A 20697-nucleotide genomic window follows, 5' to 3' on the forward strand; every position below is an offset into this window, starting at 1 on the left:
CGACGTGCAGCGAACGCTCGATGCGCTCCAACCGTGCCGCGCGCACGGGGTCGCCCGCCTGCCCGCCGCGCTCGACCCGGGCCACCCGGGCGTTGTAGGCCGTCTCGATCGCCTCGTCGGTCGCGAGCCTGCGAGCCCCGATGTCCCGGTGGGCGGCGCGCTCGCCGTTCTTGCCGAAGATCCCGTACCGGGCGGTGAGCCGGCCCCACTCGGCGGTCCGGCCGAGCCGGGTGGCCGCGCCGTCGAGCGCGCTGGAGGTCCTCCCCCACATCCCGGCGGTCGGCCGGCCGAGCACCGTGCCGACCAGCTGCCGCATGCCCGCCGCCCTGCTCGCCGCCGCCACCCCGCGCGCAGCCGGCGCCGCCACCGCCCGGATGCCCGCCGCCGCCGCACGCACCGGAAGGCCGGCCACCTTGAACGGCGCCGCCGTCACCTGCAGCGGGACGTTCGCCACCCGGCTGATCACGTCGTAGCGCATCGCCTGGCGGTCCAACCGGGCGATGTCCGCCTGCAGGGAGCGGGCCAGCGACAGGTTGGCGGGGGTCTCGCGCAGCGCGGTGACCCGGGCCAGGCCCGCCCGCGCCGCCGAGGCGCGGGCCGCCGACGCCACGGAGGCACCGCGGAAGCCCGCGGCGACCGGGCCCGCGACGAGGAGGATCGGGGTCGCGTCCTCCAGCAGGGAGACGAGCGGGCGGTCGTGGTAGTCCTTCGCCGCCGAGCCGTCGCCGAACCACCTGTTCGTCGCGTTCGCGATCGGGGTGCGGAGCATGCTCCCGGTGAGCGGCGCGACCCGGTTGTAGTACTCAGCGTCGGTCTCGCCCTGCTTACGGGGCTGCTCGAAGTAGTCGCCCGGGTTGACCATCGAGTCGACGAGGCGGGGGATGCCGGTCACCGGCGACAGGTACAGCGCCGCGCCCCAGCCCTCGCTGTCGACGCGGCTCTTCGCCTCGACGACCCCGCCGCCGATCACCGTGCCCGGCAGGGAGAGCAGGCCGGCACCGATGGTGACGGCGTCGCGGCCCAGGTTGCGCCCGAAGTCGTCGGTGCCGGCGCCGAACTTCTTGTCGTACAGCCGGACCGACTCCGCGGTCGTCCAGTGCGCGCCGTCGAGCATGAACTCGAAGAAGCCCATGACGCTCTTCGGGTCGTGCTCGTTGACCATGTCGCCGAGCCGCTCGCGTTCGTCGTCGGACAGGACCGACCCGACGTCCTTGCGCAGCCAGCTCTGGTTGATCTGCCGGAGGATCGCGTCCTTGCGCTCCCCGTAGCCCGGGTCGCCCGACCACCCGAGCAGCAGCCCGGCGACCTGGTCGGCGGTGGCCGGGGTGCTGCGCAGGCCCGCGACCTCGAAGTCCTTCATCGTGCGCGGGTCGCGGTCGCCGTAGGTCCAGGATGCGGCGATGTTGGACAGCTGGTCGGGGTTCAGGTTCGCGAACGGGCTGTTCGCGTCGTCTGCGACCTTCTTGATGTACTCGTACGCGGCGGCCGACCGCAGCGCGAGGGGGACGTCCGCCGAGCCCGTCGAGGGCAGGCGCATGTCGCCGAGCCGGTTCGTGGGCGGCCGCGGCGCCTCGATGGCGGCCTCGTACCCCATCCGGACCGCGTCGCTGAACGTCGCGATCGTGGTCGCGGTGGCCAGCTGTTCCTTCGTCGTGGGCGCGGGCAGCGCCTCGACGACCCCGGCGACCGCGTCGAGGTTCTGCCGGGCGAGCGCGATGTTGCCCGCGTAGGCCGGGTCGTTCGCCACGCCCGCTGCGTACGTGTCGTACTTGCGCAGCACGGACTGCGAGTCGTCGAGCGCGCTCAGGTACGGCGCCCGGTCCTTCGCGAGCGCGGAGGCCTCGGCGTTGATCGCCTGGCGCTCCTTCTCGAGGTCCTCGTAGCTGCCGCCGCGGCCGGCGTAGTAGTCGGCGAGGGCCTGGTCGTAGGCCTGCTGCCGCCGGTCGAGCGCGTCCTGGCGGGACGTGAAGGTGCCGAGGCTCTCGGTGGCCTCGCGAGAGCGCTCCTGCTGGTCGAGCACGATGTTGCGGGCGCGGTCCAGGTCGTCCCGGGACGGCTTCCACCCCGAGTCCTTCGCCAGCCCCGGGTTGCCGAGGAGGTTGGCGACGAGCTGGGGGTTCTCGGCGAGCTGGCGCTCGACGTCCTGCACGGACCTCTGCTGGGTGCCCTTGACCCTGAGCACCGTGTCGAGGGCGTCCGTGGTCCGCCCGAGGCGCTCGCGGGTCTTGGGGTCGAGCGCGTTGATCTGCCGGGCGAGCTCGTTCGCCTCGTCCTGGGTGATGCCGCCCTTCTTCGCATCGGCGAACGCCTGGCTGACCGACTGCGCCTTCTCGTTGCCGTCCTCGGCGATCCAGCGCAGGTGTCCCTGGTCCCGGGTGAACGCGAACGCCGCCTTCCCGCGGTCGAGCAGGGTCTTCGACCCGTCGAGGGCGATCGGACCGATGAAGCCCGGCGGGCGCTTCCCCTCCTCGGTGCCGAGCATCCCCAGCGCCTTGGTGACGTCCTCGCTCGGCTCGACCCACTCCAGCCTGCGCTCGACGGGCTCGGAGCCACTGCAGCTGCCGCCCTCGCCCGCCACGCACGACTGCCCCTTGTTGTAGCCGTCCTCCTCGGCGTACAGCAGCCCGGTGCGGCCGCCCTTGCCGCTCGTCTGCACCCAGTTGCCGAACGCGTCCCGGCCCCTGGCCTCGCCGTCGCCGTTGACGAAGGCGACCGCACCGCCGCCGCTGCCGTCGGCACCACGCAGGAACTGGACGAACTCGGCGTCTCCCTTCCCGCCGGGACGGACCGAGATGGTCTGGAAGTCCTGGCCGCCCTTCCACATGGCGCCGACGCCGTTGCAGCTGCCACCAGGGCCGACCTTGCAGGTGGTGATCCCACCCCCGCCCTTCTCGGTGGGCATGTAGTGCGCGCCCTCGCAGCCGTAGCACTCCAGCTGCGCGCCCTCGGCGGAGGTCACCGTGCCCCAGCCGTTGAGGAGGATGGAGCCGCCGAGCCCGTCGCCGTTGCGGGTGGCGATGTCGACCTTGCCCTTCGCCATGCCGGTCGGGCTGGAGAGGATGTCGCCCTCGGCCGAGGAGAAGCGGCCCGTGCCGTCGAAGCGGAAGTGGGCCGGGTTCAGGTTCCCGTCCCGGCCGGTGATCTCGACCCATGCGCTGCGGACGTCCAGGCTGTCGGTGCCGAGCTCGCCCTTCGGCTGACCGGGGATCTGCACCGGCTTGCCGGTGTAGGAGATGTGGCCCTGCCCGTCGGGCAGCCCCGTCGTCAGCCGGGTCGTCTTGCCGGCGGCGTCGGCCGACGTGAAGGGCGAGCCCTTGCGGTCGGTGAGCCGCATGGTGTTGGTGACGTCCGGCGCGACGTTGTGGAAGTCGGTCCGCTCCTGCGTGCGGCCGTTGACGATGTAGCCCCGGCCGCGCACCCAGGCCTGGCCGTTGCCCTCGGCGTCACGGCTGATCCGCGCGTGCGACTCGCTGCCGGCCTCGTCACGCTTCCCCGAGCCGGGCTCGACGGGGTTCTGGACGACGAACCGGCTGCTCGCAGCGGCGTTCGGGTCGTAGCTCGCCCGCGGGCCCTTGTCCGAGCCGACGCTGCACCCGTTCGGGCACGGCTGGATCTTCGAGTCCGCCGCGTTCTGGCCCGCCTCCTTGATCCGCACCCCGGGCACCGCACCGTCCGGGATCGGCTCGCCCTCGGGGACGAACTTGCCGTCCTTGCCGATGTAGCCGGCCTCGGCCCCGCTGTCCTCGACCCCCATCTTGTCGATCGGGATCGGCTTGCCGTCGCCCCCGGTGCCGCTGGCCTGGCAGGCGCTCGGGTTGGTCGTGCAGGTGGCGAGCTTCGTGACCTTGTAGGACACGTCGTGGACCCACTCGCGGTACCCCGAGCAGTCGCCCGTGCACTGCAGGCCGCCACCCGACCTGAGCACGCCGCACCCGCTGCCCGACGTGCCCGAGCAGACCCCGGACTTCGTGCCGAACGCGGTGATCTCGTCCTGCCGGAGGCCGTGCTGCTGGGCGATCCAGCTGACGGCGACCGATGCGCCAGCGGAGTAGCTCTTCTGGCAGTGCGACATGTTCGAGCAGCTGACCGACGCGTACGCGCCCCACGGCCCGGCCTCGGCCTTCGCCATCACCCAGCCGCCGCTGCTGCCCATGCCACCGCCGCCGGAGTCGTGCGCGTAGGCCTTCGCCCACGTGCCCGACGGATCGGACGCGTAGTCCGACGCCGTCACCTCCCAGTGGTGGCTGCACGACGTGCCGGCGCTTCCCGTGCACGACGCGGACGCCTGGGCGAACCCGTCACCGCTCTGCGCCGTCGCGCTCGTCATGACCCAGCCGCCGCCGAACGTGCCACTCCCGAAGCCGACCGCGTCCGCGGACGCGCCGGGCGCGGACGCGTGGCTCTCCGCGCGGTAGGAGTACGAGCAGTTCGTCCCGGCGCTGCCGGCGCAGGACGCCGACGCCTGCGCGGTCGTCGCCGTGCTCGCGGCCATCGCGCTGGTCATCGCGTAGCCGCCGCCGAAGGTCCCGCTCCCGAACCCGACCGCGTCCGCGGACGCGCCGCGCGCGGACGCGTGGCTCTCCGCCCGGTAGGAGTACGAGCAGTTCGTCCCGGCGCTGCCGGCGCAGGACGCCGACGCCTGCGCGGTCGTCGCCGTGCTCGCGGCCGACGCGCTCGTCATCGCGTTGCCGCTGCCCTCGGCACCGCTGCCGTACCCGACCGCGTCACCCCGGGCGCCCGCTGCCTTCGCGTGGCTCTCGGCGCGGTAGGAGTAGGAGCAGGTCGAACCCGCGCTACCGGAGCACGCGGCCGACGCCTGCGCCACCGTCTCGTTCGTGGCGACCTGGCTCGACCCCGCGCACCGGCCGTTCGTCCCCGCGGTGCAGTCCGACGCCGACCGGGCCGTGTGCACCACGCCCTCGCCCGCGGCCCGGGCGGTGCCCTCGGTGTGGGTGCGGCAGCCGGTACCGGCGCAGCTCGCCATCACCTCGGCGATGTCCTCGGCGGCGGTGCCGCTCGTTCCGGCCTGGCAGGCGCCCGCGGTCGCGCACGTCGCCGTCGCCAGGGCGCGCACGCCGTCCGCCCCGATCGTCTCGGTGGAGGAGGACGTGCGGGTGGCGCAACCCGCCTTGCTGCCGTTGTCGCAGGCGGCGGACACGTAGGCGCTGGTGTTGACCGACCCGCCGTCGTCGGCGACCGAGATCGTCGTGGTCGAGCCTGCGGAGATCTGCGCCTGGCAGGGGGCCTTGCCGTCGCACCCCGCGGAGCCGGTGGCCGTGCTGCGGGTGCGGCGCCCGTCCTGCGCGGCGCTCGCCTCGGCGGACCCGTGCACGGTGCCGGTGCAGCCGGCATCGGGGCAGACGACCTGCGAACCGGACCGGCCGGTGCCGGTGGAGCCGGGGATCGTCTTCGGCTTCTTGCCTTCCGTCTGCCCGGCATTGCGCTCGACCGTGGTGGCGGCGTCGCTGGCCACCGCGCACCCGCCCGCGGCGGCGGTGCAGCTCGCGTCCGTGCGCGACTTGCCGGCCAGGCCGGAGGTGGCCCCGGTGGTGGTGGCGGTGCAGCCCGGTCCGGTGCACTGCGCCATCGCCGAGGACTGGGAGATCGCGGCGGGCGCGTCGGTGACCGGCTTCGCGGCCAGCTCCGCGGCCTCAGTGGCGGTCTTGCGTGCCTCGGCCGCAGTCTTGGCGGCGTCGGCGGCGGTCTTCTTCTGTGCGGCGGTCGCGCCCGGGCGGGCGGCGACCTTCGCAGCCTGCGCGGCGAGCCGCTCGGCCTCGGTGGCCTGCGTCTCAGCCTGCTTCGCTGCCTCGTTCTGCTGCTCCGCGACGATGTCGGCCACGACCTGGCCGGAGCCCGCGGTCGAGCTGGTCTGCGCCCGGCAACCGGACTGGCCGCTGGTGCAGGTAGCGCTGCTGGTGGAGACACCCTCCGGTGGGCCGCGCGCCCCGTTTCCGTCGTTCACCGCCGACGGTCCATCACCGCCGGTCACCGAAGTGCGCGCCGTACCCGTGCACACCGTGCCGGAGGCACAGTCCATCGTCGCTGAGGCCATCGTCCAGCTCGAGGCGCCCGGGACCGTCGGCCCACCCGAGTTCGCGGACGAACCCGGCGCGGTCGGTGCGGGCGGGGTCACCGGCTGGTCCTGACCCGTGCCCTGCTCCTCGGCCGGCACCTGATCCCCGGTCGTCTCCGAGGACACGGTCGCGTTCGCGGTCGAGCGGGCCTGCACCAGCGGGGCGATCACGTTCGCGTCCGGACCGGACGAGGCACCGGAGTTGGTGACCGCCTGGCACACCCCGCCCGAGACACCCTCACAGGAGCCCTCGGAACGGGAACCGCGCGGCTCGGGGGACACACTCGGGTCGGTCGCCGAGGCCGAGCTGGTCACCTTCCCGGTGCAGGCCGCCTGACCCTCGCAGAGCAGGGAGGCACCCGCGGCCGACGCGGCCGACGGACCCGCCGGCATCCGGGCGGTGTTCACGGGTTGCGCCTTGCCGTCCTGCGGGGCGGCCGACAGCGCCAGCGCCGCACCCGGCCCGGTCGAGGCCGTGGACACCGACTGCACCTGGCAACCACCCGTGCCACCGGTGCAGGAGGCCTTGCCCTCCGACCTGCGCGGCGTCCCGTTCGCCACCGCACCATCCCACGCTGTGGTGGTGGTGCGCACCGAACCCGAACAGGCCGTGCCCGCCTCGCAGGCCAGGCTCGCCGACGAGGTCGAGGTCGACGACGGACCCGACAGGGACTGCCCCGGCAGCGGCTTGCCTGTGTTCGGGTCCACCGCCACGAAGTCCGGGGCGCTGGAGGCGGCCGAGGACGTCTCCCCGGCACAGCCACCGGCGGTCACCGTGCACTCGGTGGTGGCGGAGGTGCCGCGGGCGTGCGGGCTCACCGCGGTGTCGCGGGCGCTGGTCGAGCTCGACGCGGAGCCGCCGCACTCGGTGGCCGCACCGGAGCAGTGCACCGAGCCGGTCGCGTGCGACACGCTCACCGGACCCGACACCACCGCCGCCCCGGACGCCGGGTCGGCCTCGGCCGGGTCCCGATCGGCCACCGTGGTGTCCGCCGCGGTCGAGCAGCTCCCACCCGCGCCGTGCGCGGTGCAGGACGAGGTACCGGCGGAGTCGCGCACACCCTTGACGTCACCCGAGGCGCCACCGGAGGTGCTGCTCTTACCCGACGCCACACAGCTGGCGGCCGCGCACACCGTCTCGGCCCCGGCCGTGCTGGAAGCGGTCAACTCCCGGGTGGCCGGCTTCACGGCGCCGGTCAGCTCGTTCCAAGACGGCTCCGTAGCGCGGTCGGACACCTGCGAGTTCGACTCGACCCCACAGCCGCCGGCCTTCGCCTCACACGAGGAGGAAGCCTTGGTGGTGCGCACCGGCGCACCCGCACCCGCGGTCGCCGGGGTGCCGGTCACGGTGCCGGTGGTGGCGCTGGACGCCTTCCCGCTGCAGCCCGCGGTGTCGCAGTCCAGGTTCGCGCCGGCCGAGCTGGACGCGGTGGCATCGCCATCGGTCAGCGACGCGGGCCGCACCGCGCCGGACAGACTCGCCCGCCAGTCGTCCTGCTCGCCGGCCTGGCTGTCCACCTCGGTGCTGCTGAAAGCCTCACAGCCGCTGCCCGCCGACTCACACGACGCGCTACCCGAGCTCTTGCGCTCCGCCCCCGCAGCCACCCCACGCCCGCTGCCCGCGGTGCTGGTGGTGCCGGTGCCGCTGCAGCCCGCCTCGCAGTCGACCTCGACCACCGCGTCACTGCGACCCGCGCTACCGGCCGAGTCCTCGTCGTCGGCGCCGGACTGGCTACGGGTCGAGCAGCCGCCACCAGAGACCGCGCACTCCGCCTTGCCGTTGGTGGCCGACTCCGGCCCACCCCGCTTCGCAGCAGCCGCCTTGCCCGCGGCCGTGGTGTCGGTACCGGTCTTGTGGCCGGCGTCGGTGGTGCTGCTCGCCGACCCGGTGCACTTGCCGCTGCAGTCCACCCCGGCATCGGCGACGACCTCGTCGGTGGAGTCCTCGTCACCAAGGTCCACGCTGCTGCGCGTGCCGCACCCACCCGCGCCTTCGCAGTGCGCGGTGCTGCTGCCCTGCCGGCGCGCCTGGTCGTTGTCCTCCGCGGCGGCGGAGGCCGCCTGGGCCGCCGGGCGCTCGCTGCCCGACCCGGTGCTGCTGCTGTCACAGCTGCCACCCGCGGTGTCACAACCGGCCTCGGCGCCCTCGCGGTCGGCGTAGGAGTCGGTGCCACACGCCCCGGTGCACGCCGCCCGCGCGGCCGTCCGCCGCTGCACAGACTCCGCCGCCGCGTCCGCTCGCCTCGGGTCCGCCGGCGCCGCCCCGTCCCGGGCCGGCCCGGAACTCTCGCTGCGACACGACCCGCCACCGGACTCGCACTCCGCCGACGCGCCATCCCGATCCGCGCGACTCGACTGCCCGCACCCGCTCGCCGCGCCCTCGCACCGCGCGGACGCCTTCGTGATCTCACCGTCGACGCCACGGCTGGACGCACTACTCCCACAACCCGTGGTGTCACAGGACGCCTCGGCCTTCGACCCACCCGACTCCGAGGACGCGCCGCACCCCGAGGACACCCCCGACAGGCACACCTTCCGCTCCGAGTCCCGCTTCCCGTCCGCGGACTCCGACGCCGACCCGCACGCGGTGAACGCCCCATCCGAACCACAACCCGCAGCGGCGCCCTCACCGTCCAGGTCGTCCTCCGACACCGTCTCCACGTGCCGGTCGGTGGCATCCATCAACTCGTCGGTGGACTCGTAAACCTCATCACGCTGCTTCTCGAACGCCTTCACGTTCTTCTTGTGCGCAGCCGCGCTCACCTCACCCGAGGCAACCTTCTTCTCCTCGGCCTTCAGCTTCTTCTCACCGTCATCGAGCTTCTTGTGCCCATCGACGACCTCGTCGACCAACTCCGCCCGGTCCTGCGACAGCTCCGCGCGCTCCGACTCGTACTGCTGCTGCAACTTCTGGTGCGCGGCGACCTGCTTGTCGTAGTCAGCCTTGCTGGCCTTGCCCGACGCGACATCCTTCTTCGTCTGCTCGAGCTTCTTCTCACTGCTGTCGACCTTGATCCGGTCCTCGAGCACCCGCTCGGTCCGCTCCGACGAATCCTCGGACTCCCACCCGTCCTCGTCGTCCTCATCGCGTGGGGGCGCGCGGGAACGGGTGTCGGACAACTCCCGCGACGACAACTTCGACACCTCACGCGACGAGCAACCATCCTCACCGCACAACTGCTCACGCTCGTCGGCGTCCATCCCGGCCAGGGCCTTCTTCACCTGACCCTCATCACCCGACGCCAACAGCTTCGCCGCGGCCTTCCCATCCTCGGCCTCGGCCTCGTCGACCCGCTTCACATCCTCATCGGAGACGCGGCCGTGCTCGCCGGCCACCCGGGCGGCGTCGCGCACCAGGCTCTTGACCGTCTTGCCGACATCCCCGTCGACCTTGCCAATCGCCACGTCGCGGGCCAGCTCACCGGCCCGCTCGACCAGGCGCCGCACATCCCCACGCCGGCCCTTCTCGCCCTTGCCCTTGCCCTTGCCCTTGTCGTCGCCGGCCAGCGCGGACTCGATCCGCTCCGACACCGCACGCCGCAACTCCGACGAAGCCCGGTCAGCCTTCTTGCCCACCGCCTCATCCGAGCCGTCGCCACGACGCGAGCCGACCTTCTCGGCGATCTCACCGGCCAGCTCCGCCCACTCCTCGGCGCGCTCCCCCGAACCGGACTTCTTCTCCTCCGACCGCGCCTTCTCCACCAGATCCTGCACCCGACGACCGGCCCGCTCGCCACGGTCGCCGTCGTCCTCGCCCGAACGAGCGGCGCGCTCCACCAGCTCCGCCAGCGCCTTGCCCGAGCCGCGTTCGCCCGCCGAACCGGCGACGCGCTCGGCCACCCGACGGCCGGACTCCGCCTCGTCGTCCCCACGCTCGGCGCGCGCCTTCCGCGCCCGCTCGGACAGCTCCTTGACTACGCCCCGTAGCCGCTCCCCGGTGTCGCCCTTCTTCGCCGAGCGGTTGCCCTCGCCGGCCTCGTCGCCGTCACGGTCCCGCTCCGACCGCGCGTCCTCGGCCTTCCCGGCAAGATCCTTCGCCAGGCGCCGTACCGCGCCCTCGATGTCGTCGCCGGCCTTCGACGCCCGCCCGCGGAGCTCCTTGGCCGACCGTCGCGCCTCGTCCTCGGCGCCGGCGTTCTCGTCGCCGTCGGGCCCGGCGCGGCCGTCCTTCTTCTTGCGCGCGTCCTTCCCGCCGTCGCCGTCCGCGCGATCCGCGGTCCGGGCGGCGTCGCCGAGGGCGTCCTCGGCCGCCTTCCGAGCCTTCTCCCCGGCCTTCTCGGACTTGTCCCGCGCCTCACCCAGCGCCTCGCGCACCCGCTCCCGGACGGCCTCGCGCACACCCTTGCCGTCGCCGCGCTCGGCCGCGTCGTCGTCCTTCGAGCCGGCCCCGCCGCGCGCGTGCTCGCCATCCTCGCCGTCGGAGTCGGCGCGTTCGCGGCGGTCCCGATTCGCGCCCTCGCCGACCGAGTCGTCCCGCGCGGAGTCACTCCCCAGGGACTCCCGCTGCCCGGACTTCCGGTCCTCCGAATCGCGCCGCTCCGAATCGCGGCTGTCGCTTCGCACCTGATCCTGATCGGCCGAGTCGTCCTGCTTGCGGCTCGCCTCGCGCTCGCGCTCGCCGCGTTCCGAACCCGAACGCTCCTCGGCCTCGTCCTTCTCGCCGGCGTCGCGCTCCCCCGACTCCGCACGCTCACGCGGCCGGTCGGACTCCTCGCGGTCCTTCTTCTTCTCGGACTTCCCGGGCTTCTCCGACTTCTCAGCCTTCTCGCCCTTGCCCGACTTCTCATCGGACTTCTTGTCCGACTTCTCCTCGTCCTTGCCGGACTTCTTCTCGGACTTGTCCGACATCTTCTCGGACTTCTCGTCCTTCTTCTCGGACTTCTTGCCATCCTCGCCGGACTTCTTCTCCGACTTCTCGGACTTCTTGTCGTCCTTCTTGTCGGACTTCTCTTCCTTCTTGTCCGACTTCTTCTCGGACTTGTCGTCCGACTTCTTCTCACTCTTATCGGACTTCTCGGACTTCTTCTCGCTCTTGCCGGACTTCTTGTCCGACCCGCCGCCCGAGTCGCCATCGCCATCGCCACCCTGCCTGCTGCTCGCACCTCCCTTCATCAGGCTCTGCTGGACGGCCATCGCCGGCACCACCGCCGCCGCGGACGCGGGCGTCGCGAGGAACGCCGCACCGATCCACAGCACCGCGACCGCACCGGCGAGGGTGCACAGCCACCGCACCGCCCGCCACGCCCTGTCGGCCATCGAGAGCCGCAGCCGGACGGCGTCGACGTCAGCGCACAGGGCGAGGCCGGCGGCCCCACCCTCGTGCACTGACACCTGACCCATGACGGAAGCTCCAGACGTTGGCCGCTGTACGCGGAGGAGGAGGAGGAAGGCAGATCCAGGAGGACTCGCGGCCGGGAACCGGCACGCGAACGTCCGGGCAGCGGCCATCGGTACACGTCGCGCCTGAGGCGAGCGACCTGCCGTGGCTCGATGCCACGCCCCTGCCTGGCCGCCGGTCGCGAGTCGTCAGCAACCGGCCGGGCCCGGTGAGGGCAGCCACCAGGTTGGCTGCTTTCCCCGTACGCCGGGCGCCCACGGAATGACTGCTGCCTGGCTTCTACATGACATTTAGGTGAAGCGATGCGAGTGGTCCCCGTCACAATTCTCAGGGCATGGTGGAGAGGGGCTGGGTCGCCATCAGTGGCAGGACGACCCCTCCCAGCACCCCGAGGAGCACCGCGAGGCCCGCGCACGCGTAGGCGGTGACGGCCGACCACGTGCCGGCCGGCTGCAACGCGGCCGGATCTGAGTCGGCGCTGCGGAAGGTGGGCACGATCCAGCGCAGGTAGTAGAAGACGCTCGCGACCGTGTTGACGATCGCGAGAATCGCGAGCCACGCGAACCCACCGTCGACGGCGGCGGTGAACACGACGAGCTTCCCGACGAAAACCGCGGTGGGCGGCGTCCCGATCAACCCGAAGAGGCAGACGGCGAGCGCGCCGGCCAGCGCCGGATTCCGCCGCGCCATCCCGCGGTAGTCCTCGATCGTGCGGGCGTGCGGGAGCTCGGCCACCACGGCGAACGCACCGAGGTTCGTGACGGCGTATCCGGCGACGTAGTAGAGCAGCGCCGGCTGCGCGAGATCGGAACGGCCCGCGACCGCGATGGCGATCAGCAGGTAGCCGACCTGGCTGATCGTCGAATACGCGAGGAGCCGCTGGACCGTGGTCTGGAAGAACGCTGCGAGATTGCCGAGCGTCATCGACCCGGCGGCGAGCACGGCGACCAGCAACGGCCAATCGAGGGCGTCCGCCGGAACTGCGACCGACAGCAGCCGGTACATCGCCACGAGGCCACCGATCTTGGGAATCGTGGTGACGATCGCGGCCACGGCGGGCGGGGTGCCGTCGGTGACGTCCGGAACCCAGAAATGGCCCGGTACTCCACCGATCTTGAACAACAGCCCGGCGAGCACGGCGACCAGACCCACTCCGGCCGCCGCGACGGGCGCGGCGGCGAGCCCTTCTCGCAGTGCGCCGTATCCGGTGGCTCGCCCGACGCCATAGAGGATGGCCGTGCCGGTGAGCATCGCGACGCCGAGGAACGCCCCCGACAGGTAGTACTTCAGCGCGGCCTCGGTGCCGAGCGCGCTCCCGTCCCAGCCAGCGAGGGCGTAGAACGGCACGCTGGCGAGCAGGAAGGCGGCGAGCAGCAGCAGGAGGTCGTTCGCGCCGGCGAGCAGGACCGTGCCCAGCGCGCCGAGCTGGAGCAGCACCACGAACTCGGTCTCGCGCCGGTGCCCGGTCGTCGCGTCGACGGAGAGCGCCAGCGCCACGAGGACGGCGACCAGCACGATCGCACGCGTCACGTTGGTGGGCGTGTCGACGGCGTATGCGGCGCCGAACACGAGCTCGTCGGGCCGGGTGGCGGCGACGGCGGTGGCGACGAGCCCGGCAACGGCCGCGGCCGCGGCGAGGAGCCGCACGAGCCACTGCCTGGTGCGGGGCAGCCAGGCACCCAGCAACAGCCCGATGACGGCCGCGCCGAGCAGGAGGAGCTCCGGCAGCAGCGCCGCCGGGTTCTCGTTCATGCCGTTCACCGGGTGACCAGCTCCACGAGCGCGCGCGACGCCGGCTCGATCACGTCGAGCAGGAACCGGGGCAGCACGCCGATCACGGTGGCGAGCACCAGCAGCGGGACGATCGCGGCGGTCTCGCTGGCGTGCAGGTCGGCGAACGGCCGCGGCGTGCCCGGCGCGTCCGGGAGGCGTTCCGGGCCGAGGAACACGCGCTGCAGCGCGCGGAGGAACAGCGCTGCGGTGACGAGGATGCCGACGACGGCCAGCGCGGTGGCGACCGGCGCCGACGCCAACGCGCCGGTGAAGATCTGGAACTCGGCGATGAACCCGGCGAACCCGGGGAGCCCGAGCGAGGCGAACGCGGCCACGGCGAACACGCCCGCGAAGCGCGGCATCCGAGCCGCGAGCCCGGAGTACGCGGCCATGTCGTAGGTGTGGCCACGGTCGTGGAGCACGCCGGTGAGCAGGAACAGCGCACCGGTGATGAGGCCGTGCGCGACCATCTGCGTCACCGCGCCGGTGGTGGCCAGCTGCCGGGCCTGCTCGTCACTGCCGGTGACGATCCCGGCCGCGCCGACTCCGAGGAGCACGTAGCCCATGTGGTTCACGGAGGTGTAGGCGATCATCCGCTTGATGTCGGTCTGGGCCAGCGCGACCAGTGCCCCGTAGAGCACCGACACGACGCCGACGACGACCGCGATCACCGCGTACTGGCGCCACGTGCCGGGCAGGATCGGCATCGCGATCCGCACGAAGCCGTACGTGCCCATCTTCAGCAGGATCCCGGCGAGGATCGCCGAGCCCGTGGCAGGCGCCTCGGTGTGGGCGGGCGGGAGCCAGGTGTGGAACGGCACGGTCGGCGTCTTCACCGCGAGCCCGATCCCGATCGCGAGCAGCGCGAACGCGGCCACCGGCCCGCCGCCGGCGAGCGGGTCGGCGGCGACGAGCTCGACGACGTCGAACGTGTGCGGCTCCGCGGCGAGGTACAGCACGATGAAGCCGAGCAGCAGGGCGAGCGACCCGAGGAACGTGTAGAGGAAGAACTTCAGGGCCGCCGCGCGCGCCCGCTCGCCGTGCCCCCAGCCTGCGATCAGGAAGTACATGAACACGATCGACAGGTCGAAGAAGAGGAAGAAGAGGATGAGGTCCAGGGCGACGAACAGCCCCAGCGACACCGTCTGCAGTGCGAGGAACAGCGCGACGTAGCTCTTCACCCCGCGGTTCTCACGCAGGGCGAACACCGCGCACGCCAGGAAGAGCACCGCGGTCAGCGCGACGAGCGGGAGCGACAGCCCGTCGACGCCGACGTGGTAGGAGATGCCGACCGTCGGCATCCAGGCCACCCGTTCCTCGAACCGGAAACCGCTGCCGGGCGCGAGCCACACCGCGACGACCAGCGCGAGGTCCACGGCACTCACCAGCACCCACGCGCCGGTGAACAGCCGCCGCGGCGCGGTGGCCGGCACCAGCAGCAGGGCAGCGGCCACCACCGCGGGCAGGAACACGATCACCGATAGCACTGGCTCACCTCACGACGATCACGACGAGGGCCAGGACCGCGAGCGCAGCGGCCGCCTGGGCGTAGTACTGGTGGACCTGCCCGGTCTGGGGACGCCGGGCGAGCCTGCCGAGCGCCCGCGCGCCGTCGGCGATGCCGCGCACCGCGCCGTCGACGGCCCCTTCGCCACGCCGGTCGAGCCCGCGCGCCAGCGCCACGGTCCCCCTCGCCAGCGCGTTCACGGCCCCGTCGAGCACGTCGTCGAAGCGGGCGAGGGCCCTGGCCAGGACGAGCACCGGCCGCACGACAACGGCATGCGCGAGCCGCTCCACCCCGAGCCAGGACGCGAGCAGCGGCGGGGCGCCGATCCGGCGGCCCGCCAAGCGCCAGGTGACGGCGGCAGCGGCGACTGCGAGGCCTCCGGACAGAAGTTCAGGAAAGTGGCTTTCCTGAACTTCGAGCTCCCACAGGCCCGGCGCCCGGGCGAGCACCGGGATCCCGAGCAGGGCCGCGAGCGCAGCGAGCCCGCTCAGCGGCAACACCCCGTTCCGACGAACGGCGCGTTCGTCGGTACCTATCCGACGAACGCGCCGCTCGTCGGAAGGGGGCGGGGCCTCGGGCTGCCAGATCCACCACACCGCCTTCGCGCTGTAGACCGCCGAGATCACCGCCGCAACCAGGCCGACGACGTAGAGGGCGGTGCTCTGCTCCAGTGCCGCGGCCAGGACGAGGTCCTTCGTCACCCACAGGGAGAGCGGGGGGAGGCCGGCCAGGGAGGCCGCGCCCACCGTGAACGTCACGCCGACGAGGGGGTAGCGCCGCGCTGCCCCGCGCAGCTCGCCGAGCTGCTTCGTCGCGAGCAGGACGAGCCAGGCACCCGCGCCGAGGAAGAGCAGGCTCTTGGTGGCGGCGTGTGCCACCAGCTGCAGCGCCCCGCCTGCCACGCCGCCGACGCCCGCGGCGAGCACCATGAACCCGATCTGCGCGCAGGTCGACGCCGCCAGCAGCTGCTTGAGGTCGGTCTGCGCCACCGCGACCAGCCCCATCAGCAGGGCCGTCGCCGCGCCGACCCATGCCACGGTCGGGGCGGCCCACCCGGATGCCGCGAGCAGCGGCGCCAGCCGCAGCAGCAGGTACGCCCCGGCCGCGACCATCGTGGCCGAGTGCAGGAGCGCCGAGACCGGGCTCGGTCCGCGCATCGCCTGCGACAGCCAGAAGCTGAACGGCAGCTGCGCCGACTTCCCGAGCGCCGCGACGACCAGCCCGGCGGCGACGACGTGCAGCCAGGGCCCCCGCGCGGCAGGCAGGTCGGCGAGTGCCAGGGAGCCGATGCCGCCCGCGAGCGCGGCCCCGGCCGCGACGTAGAGGCCGACGTCGGCCAGCCGCGTGGTGAGGAAGGCCGTGTGCGCGGCGAGCACCGACTCCGGCTCCCGCCACCGGTACGCGACGAGCGCCCAGCTCATCGCGCCCATGACCTCCCAGGCCATGAGCAGGACGGCCAGCGTGGTGGCGGTGACCGTCACCAGCATCGCCCCGGCGAACAGCAGCATGAACCCGACGAACCGCGCGGTCCGCAGCTCCGCCTCGCCGGCCGCGAAGGCAAGCACGGCGAGCGTCGCTCCGGCGACGGTGACGACCATCAGCGCGGAGAGCCCGTCGACCGCCAGCCCGGCGCGGATCCCGGCCACGAGCGGCGCGTCGACGGCCGGGCGGGTGCTCGCCGCGATGATCGCGAGGGCCAGCGCGGCGGCCGCGACCAGCAGGCCGGCGGCCGGCGCGACGCGATCGGCCCGGCGACCCGCCAGGGAGAGCCCGGCGCCCCCGAGCAGCGGCACCGCGACCAGCCACCAGAGCATCGGGTCAGCCCTTCAGGTCGGCGGCGTCGTCGGTCATGTCGACCTGACGGGCGCGGTAGATGGCGGTGACGACGGCGAACCCGACCGCCATCTCGACCGCCATCGCGGTGATCACGACGACGATGAGCACCTGGCCGTCGGTGCTGCCCGGCGAGACGTAGAACCAGAACGCGGCCGCGGCGACGATGACGCCGTTCAGCATCAGCTCGAGACCCATCATCAGCATCACGATCGACTGCTGGGACAGCGCCCCGTAGAGCCCGATCGCGAACAGGCCGGCGGCGAGCAGCAGGAACAGCTGCAGGGTCATCGTTCGTCCCCGTACCGGCCGCGGCCGGTGGACAGCAACACGGTGGCGACGATCGTGGCGAACAGGCCCACGCCGAGCGTCATCATCGTGAGCATCTGCCCGCCCATCAGCGCCTCGCCGAGCGCGAACGTCAGGTCCGGCGCGGGGCCGCCCTCGCGGACCGGCCAGTCGACGAGCAGGATCCCGGCCGCCAGCACGACGAACGTGCCGATCGCGATGGCCGCGGACCCGACCTTGTTGTGCACCATCGTCATCGGCATCAACCCGGCCGGGTTCATCATGTACATGATCATGAAGACGGCCATGATCACCATCTCGATGACCATCATCAGCGCGATGACGACGCCGAGGTAGCCGAGCCCGAGCAGGAGCACGAGCCCGGCCACGGCGAGGAACGACGCGAGCAGCGCGAACGTCACCTGCGCCATCGAGTCCAGCCGGAACACCAGGTACCCGAACACCAGCGCGGCCGCGGCGAGCACCCAGAACAGGACGATCTCGAGCATCAGGCCCCTCCGAGCACGACCAGCGCCACGGCCAGGGCCTGCGCGATCGTCAGCGGGATCAGCACCACCCAGGCGAGCTCGACGTAGCGGTCCATCCGCACCGTCGGGAACCGGTGGCGCAGCCACAGCAGCAGCGCCAGCACCGCCGCGGTCTTGACGGCCACCCAGGCCCACGCCGGCAACAGCGGCCCCGCTCCCCCGCCGAGGAAGAGCGGCACGGCCATGGCCGCGGCGACGACGAGCAGCAACCAGCGGCCGCCCGCGAACACCAGCCGGTCGACACCCGACAGCTCGACGGCCGCGCCCCCGGCGACGTCCCGAGCCACCGGAGCGTCGAACGGGCCCCAGAAGGCCATCGCCGCCGCCGACACCAGGTACACGGCGAACGCCACCGGCATGATCACGACGAACCAGAGGTCGCGCTGGGCGTCGACGATCGTGGTGAGGCGCAGGCTCTCCGCTCCCAGCGCGGCGGTGATGATCGCGAACATGTGCGGCAGCTCGTAGGCGAGGCCCTGCGCGACGAACCGGTAGCCGCCGACGAGGCCCAGCGCGGAGTTGGAGCCCCAGCCGACCATCCACACCGCGGCCCACGCCAGCACCTCCATGGCGTTGAACCAGACGACGCCGACCGAGAGGTCGGCCACCGGGCGCTCCCCCAACGGCAGGACCGCCGCCGCCAGCAGCGCGGCCACCGGCAGGGTGCCGCCGCCGATGCGGCCCAGCACCGTGTCGGCCGCGACCGTGCGGCGCCGCTGCCCGACGACCAGCCGGACGGCCTCACGACCCGGAGCGGCGAAGGCGGCGCGCCCGCCGGACAGCGCCGCGTCCCCCACCAGGACCAACCACGTGACGAACCCGAGCAGCACCGGCAGGAGCAGCGCCCACCACCACGGGAGCGCCGCCGGCTCCGGCACGACCGGCATCTCACCCATGCCCGGCCCCCACGTGCCGCGCGTCCGGGTCCACGGCCGCAACGATCAGCCGGGCCGCCGCGAGCTCGGCTCCGACCAGCAGCTCGCCCAGCCGTTCCGCGGCGTGGTGCCCGTGCTGCGGTTCCCGCAACGGCGCCTCGATCGCGGCCAGCCGCTCCTCCAGCAGCGCCGCCACATCCGTGGGACCGGCCGGGATGCCCCTGATCAGCCAGCGCAGGGTGCGGGACCGCCGGATGCGACGGAGCAGCACGGCCGCCCCGGTCTCGATCCGATCGCCGGAGAGCGCCGCGTCGCGCAGCCGGCGCGCCTGCCCGGCCGCGCTCGGCCAGCCGGCGACCCCCAGGAACCGGGCCAGCCCGTCGAGCTCGCGCGCCGCCGAGCTCGGCCATTCGAACGGCACCGCGTGGCCGGCGTCCAGAACGTCGGCGGAGGCCTCCTGGATCACGTCGCCCTGCAACGTCACCCGCACGACCAGCCCCGCCGGCCAGTCCGGCAGCACCGGACCGAGCGGGACGTGCAGGCGGTCCAGCGTCAATCCGTCCCGGTCGGGCCCCAGCTCGGCCATCGGCAACCCGGCGACCGTCCCGCCGTGGCCGTGGTGGTGGTCGTGGTGCCCACCGTGGTCGACGTGGCCGGCGTGTTCGGGGGGTGCCCCGTGCTCGGCCTCGCCCCCGTGGCCGGCGTGAGCGCCCGCGTCACGGCGCGCCTCCGGCACGACGTCGGTGCGCTGGTGCCCGGCATCGGCCAGGAGCGCGGCCGCCGCGTCCAGGCGCTGGTCGACCTCCGGGGGTTCCCGCACCTCGATCCGCGCCCGCGGTGCCGGGACCTGCTCCCACACCGCCGAGACCACCGCCGCGAGCTCGGGTCCCGGCGAGCCGGCGACGGCCAGCACATCGGCGTCGGCCGGCCCGGTCGCGACCGGCCAGCCGCGGCGGGCGAGCGCGGCCTCGAGCGCGAGCCGCACGCCCGTGGCGCCGGGTACCGCGACGACGAGGACGTGCGGCCGCCGGGCCGCGATCCGCAGCAGGAGCGCGGTCAGGTCCACCGCAGCGCCCCCTCGCGCCAGGCGTAGAGCACTCCGGCGAGCAGGATCGCGAGGAACAGGAACATCTCGATCACCGCGGCGGCTCCCACCCGCGACACGACGAGCGTCCACGGGTACATGAAGAGCATCTCCATGTCGAAGGCCAGGAAGACCATCGTCACCGGGTACCAGCGCACGTGGAACCGGGAGACGGCGTGCTCCCCCGGCGGCAGCCCGCCGGAGAAGGCCCCGACGACGAGCGGCGGCCGCACCGCCACCAGCGCCGCGAGCGCATACCCCGCCAGCACGAGACCGCCGGCCACGAGCAGCACCACGAGCAGCGGGCCGAACTCACCCACGGCCGTCCCTCCTCGATACGGGTATGGGGTGTCGGATACTTGCCGATCCGAGGCCTCGTGTCCAGCCCGATCCGCAGTGGATCACCCGCCCCGATAGGGGGGCATAGTATTCGCGCAGGGCCCGAGGAGGACGGATGCACGGCTACACCGAGGACAAGGACGCATACCTCAAGCGCCTGCGGCGCATCGAAGGTCAGGTTCGCGGCATCGCGAAGATGATCGAGGGTGACAAGTACTGCATCGACGTGCTCACCCAGGTCTCAGCCGCCACGAAGGCGCTGGAAGCGGTGGCGCTCGGCCTGCTCGACGAGCACCTGCGCCACTGCGTCGCGCAAGCCGCGGCCACCGGTGGCGAGGTCGCCGAGCAGAAGGTGGCGGAGGCGAGCGCCGCGATCGCCCGCCTCGTGAAGTCCTGACGGGACCGTCGCGTACCGGTAGCCCCGAGGGGTATGTCGGCCGGCGCCGTCGACGTGGCCGCCGTCACAGCGGACGCTTCTTGCAACGGTACCCCCCTAGGGTATTGTCATCCTCGTTCGAGAGGAGCACGGCATGAACGGATACGCCGAGGACAAGGACGCCTACCTCAAGCGGATGCGTCGCATCGAGGGTCAGGTCCGCGGGATCGCCAAGATGATCGAGGGCGACCAGTACTGCATCGACGTCCTCACCCAGGTCTCCGCCGCCACCAAGGCCCTCGAAGCCGTGGCGCTCGGACTGCTCGACGAGCACCTGCGGCACTGCGTCACCCAGGCCGTCGCCGAGGGCGGCCCCGTGGCGGACCAGAAGGTCGCCGAGGCGAGCGCCGCCATCGCGCGGCTGGTCAAGTCCTGAAACACGAGGAGGAACACCACATGAGCGAGAGCACCTACACCGTCACCGGCATGACCTGCGGCCACTGCGTCGCCTCGGTCACCGAGGAGATCAGCGAGCTCGACGGTGTCACGGACGTCGCGGTGGACCTGCCCACCGGCGCCGTCACGGTCACCAGCACCAAGCCGCTCGACAACGCGGACGTCCGCGCCGCAGTCGAGGAAGCCGGGTACCAGCTCGCCGGCTAG

General features: G+C 73.0%; 12 protein-coding genes (1 of these 12 running past the window's edge). 3 read left to right on the forward strand and 9 right to left on the reverse strand.

The features are described 5' to 3' along the window. The 9 genes from FB388_RS25780 to FB388_RS25820 all read right to left on the reverse strand — a co-directional run. Positions 1 to 11413, reverse strand: the start of a protein-coding gene (locus FB388_RS25780) for a preprotein translocase subunit SecA (RefSeq protein ID WP_142104736.1). It extends 18095 nt beyond the left edge of the window; the window shows 11413 of its 29508 coding nt (coding positions 1-11413); it begins with the start codon at positions 11411 to 11413; the stop codon falls past the left edge of the window. 325 nt (positions 11414 to 11738) lie between these two features. Further along, the gene (locus FB388_RS25785; protein WP_142104737.1) at positions 11739 to 13163 is read right to left on the reverse strand and encodes an NADH-quinone oxidoreductase subunit N; all 1425 of its coding nucleotides are present in this window, start codon (positions 13161 to 13163) and stop codon (positions 11739 to 11741) included. 5 nt (positions 13164 to 13168) lie between these two features. After that, complete coding sequence (locus FB388_RS25790) at positions 13169 to 14671, reverse strand: complex I subunit 4 family protein (protein ID WP_142104738.1); 1503 nt, start codon at positions 14669 to 14671, stop codon at positions 13169 to 13171. 4 nt (positions 14672 to 14675) lie between these two features. Further along, positions 14676 to 16505, reverse strand: a complete 1830-nt coding sequence (locus tag FB388_RS25795; RefSeq protein ID WP_142104739.1) for an NADH-quinone oxidoreductase subunit 5 family protein — start codon at positions 16503 to 16505, stop codon at positions 14676 to 14678. 4 nt (positions 16506 to 16509) lie between these two features. Then, positions 16510 to 16815, reverse strand: a complete 306-nt coding sequence (nuoK, locus tag FB388_RS25800) for an NADH-quinone oxidoreductase subunit NuoK (protein ID WP_142104740.1) — start codon at positions 16813 to 16815, stop codon at positions 16510 to 16512. Continuing rightward, positions 16812 to 17321, reverse strand: a complete 510-nt coding sequence (locus FB388_RS25805; protein ID WP_142104741.1) for an NADH-quinone oxidoreductase subunit J — start codon at positions 17319 to 17321, stop codon at positions 16812 to 16814. The genes nuoK and FB388_RS25805 overlap by 4 nt, the downstream gene beginning before the upstream one ends. Continuing rightward, a complete protein-coding gene (locus tag FB388_RS25810) occupies positions 17321 to 18256 on the reverse strand; it encodes a complex I subunit 1 family protein (RefSeq protein ID WP_246122408.1) in 936 nt (311 codons plus the stop codon). Before FB388_RS25810 ends, FB388_RS25805 begins: the two co-directional genes overlap by 1 nt. Further along, positions 18249 to 19301, reverse strand: a complete 1053-nt coding sequence (locus tag FB388_RS25815; RefSeq protein WP_142104742.1) for a hypothetical protein — start codon at positions 19299 to 19301, stop codon at positions 18249 to 18251. The genes FB388_RS25810 and FB388_RS25815 overlap by 8 nt, the downstream gene beginning before the upstream one ends. Next, positions 19292 to 19639 carry an NADH-quinone oxidoreductase subunit A gene (locus tag FB388_RS25820; RefSeq protein ID WP_142104743.1) on the reverse strand — a complete coding sequence of 116 codons (348 nt, stop codon included), beginning with the start codon at positions 19637 to 19639 and terminating at the stop codon, positions 19292 to 19294. The genes FB388_RS25815 and FB388_RS25820 overlap by 10 nt, the downstream gene beginning before the upstream one ends. A 134-nt stretch (positions 19640 to 19773) precedes the next feature. Here FB388_RS25820 and FB388_RS25825 point away from each other — a divergent pair, with 134 nt between their 5' ends. From FB388_RS25825 to FB388_RS25835, 3 genes are all read left to right on the forward strand, one after another. Next, on the forward strand, positions 19774 to 20055 hold the full coding sequence (locus tag FB388_RS25825; protein WP_142104744.1) for a metal-sensitive transcriptional regulator: 282 nt from the start codon (positions 19774 to 19776) through the stop codon (positions 20053 to 20055). 133 nt (positions 20056 to 20188) lie between these two features. Beyond that, a complete protein-coding gene (locus tag FB388_RS25830) occupies positions 20189 to 20470 on the forward strand; it encodes a metal-sensitive transcriptional regulator (protein WP_142104745.1) in 282 nt (93 codons plus the stop codon). Positions 20471 to 20490: 20 nt separating this feature from the next. Further along, positions 20491 to 20697, forward strand: a complete 207-nt coding sequence (locus FB388_RS25835) for a heavy-metal-associated domain-containing protein (protein ID WP_142104746.1) — start codon at positions 20491 to 20493, stop codon at positions 20695 to 20697.

This window comes from Pseudonocardia cypriaca, from assembly GCF_006717045.1.
Classification (GTDB): Bacteria; Actinomycetota; Actinomycetes; order Mycobacteriales; family Pseudonocardiaceae; genus Pseudonocardia; species Pseudonocardia cypriaca.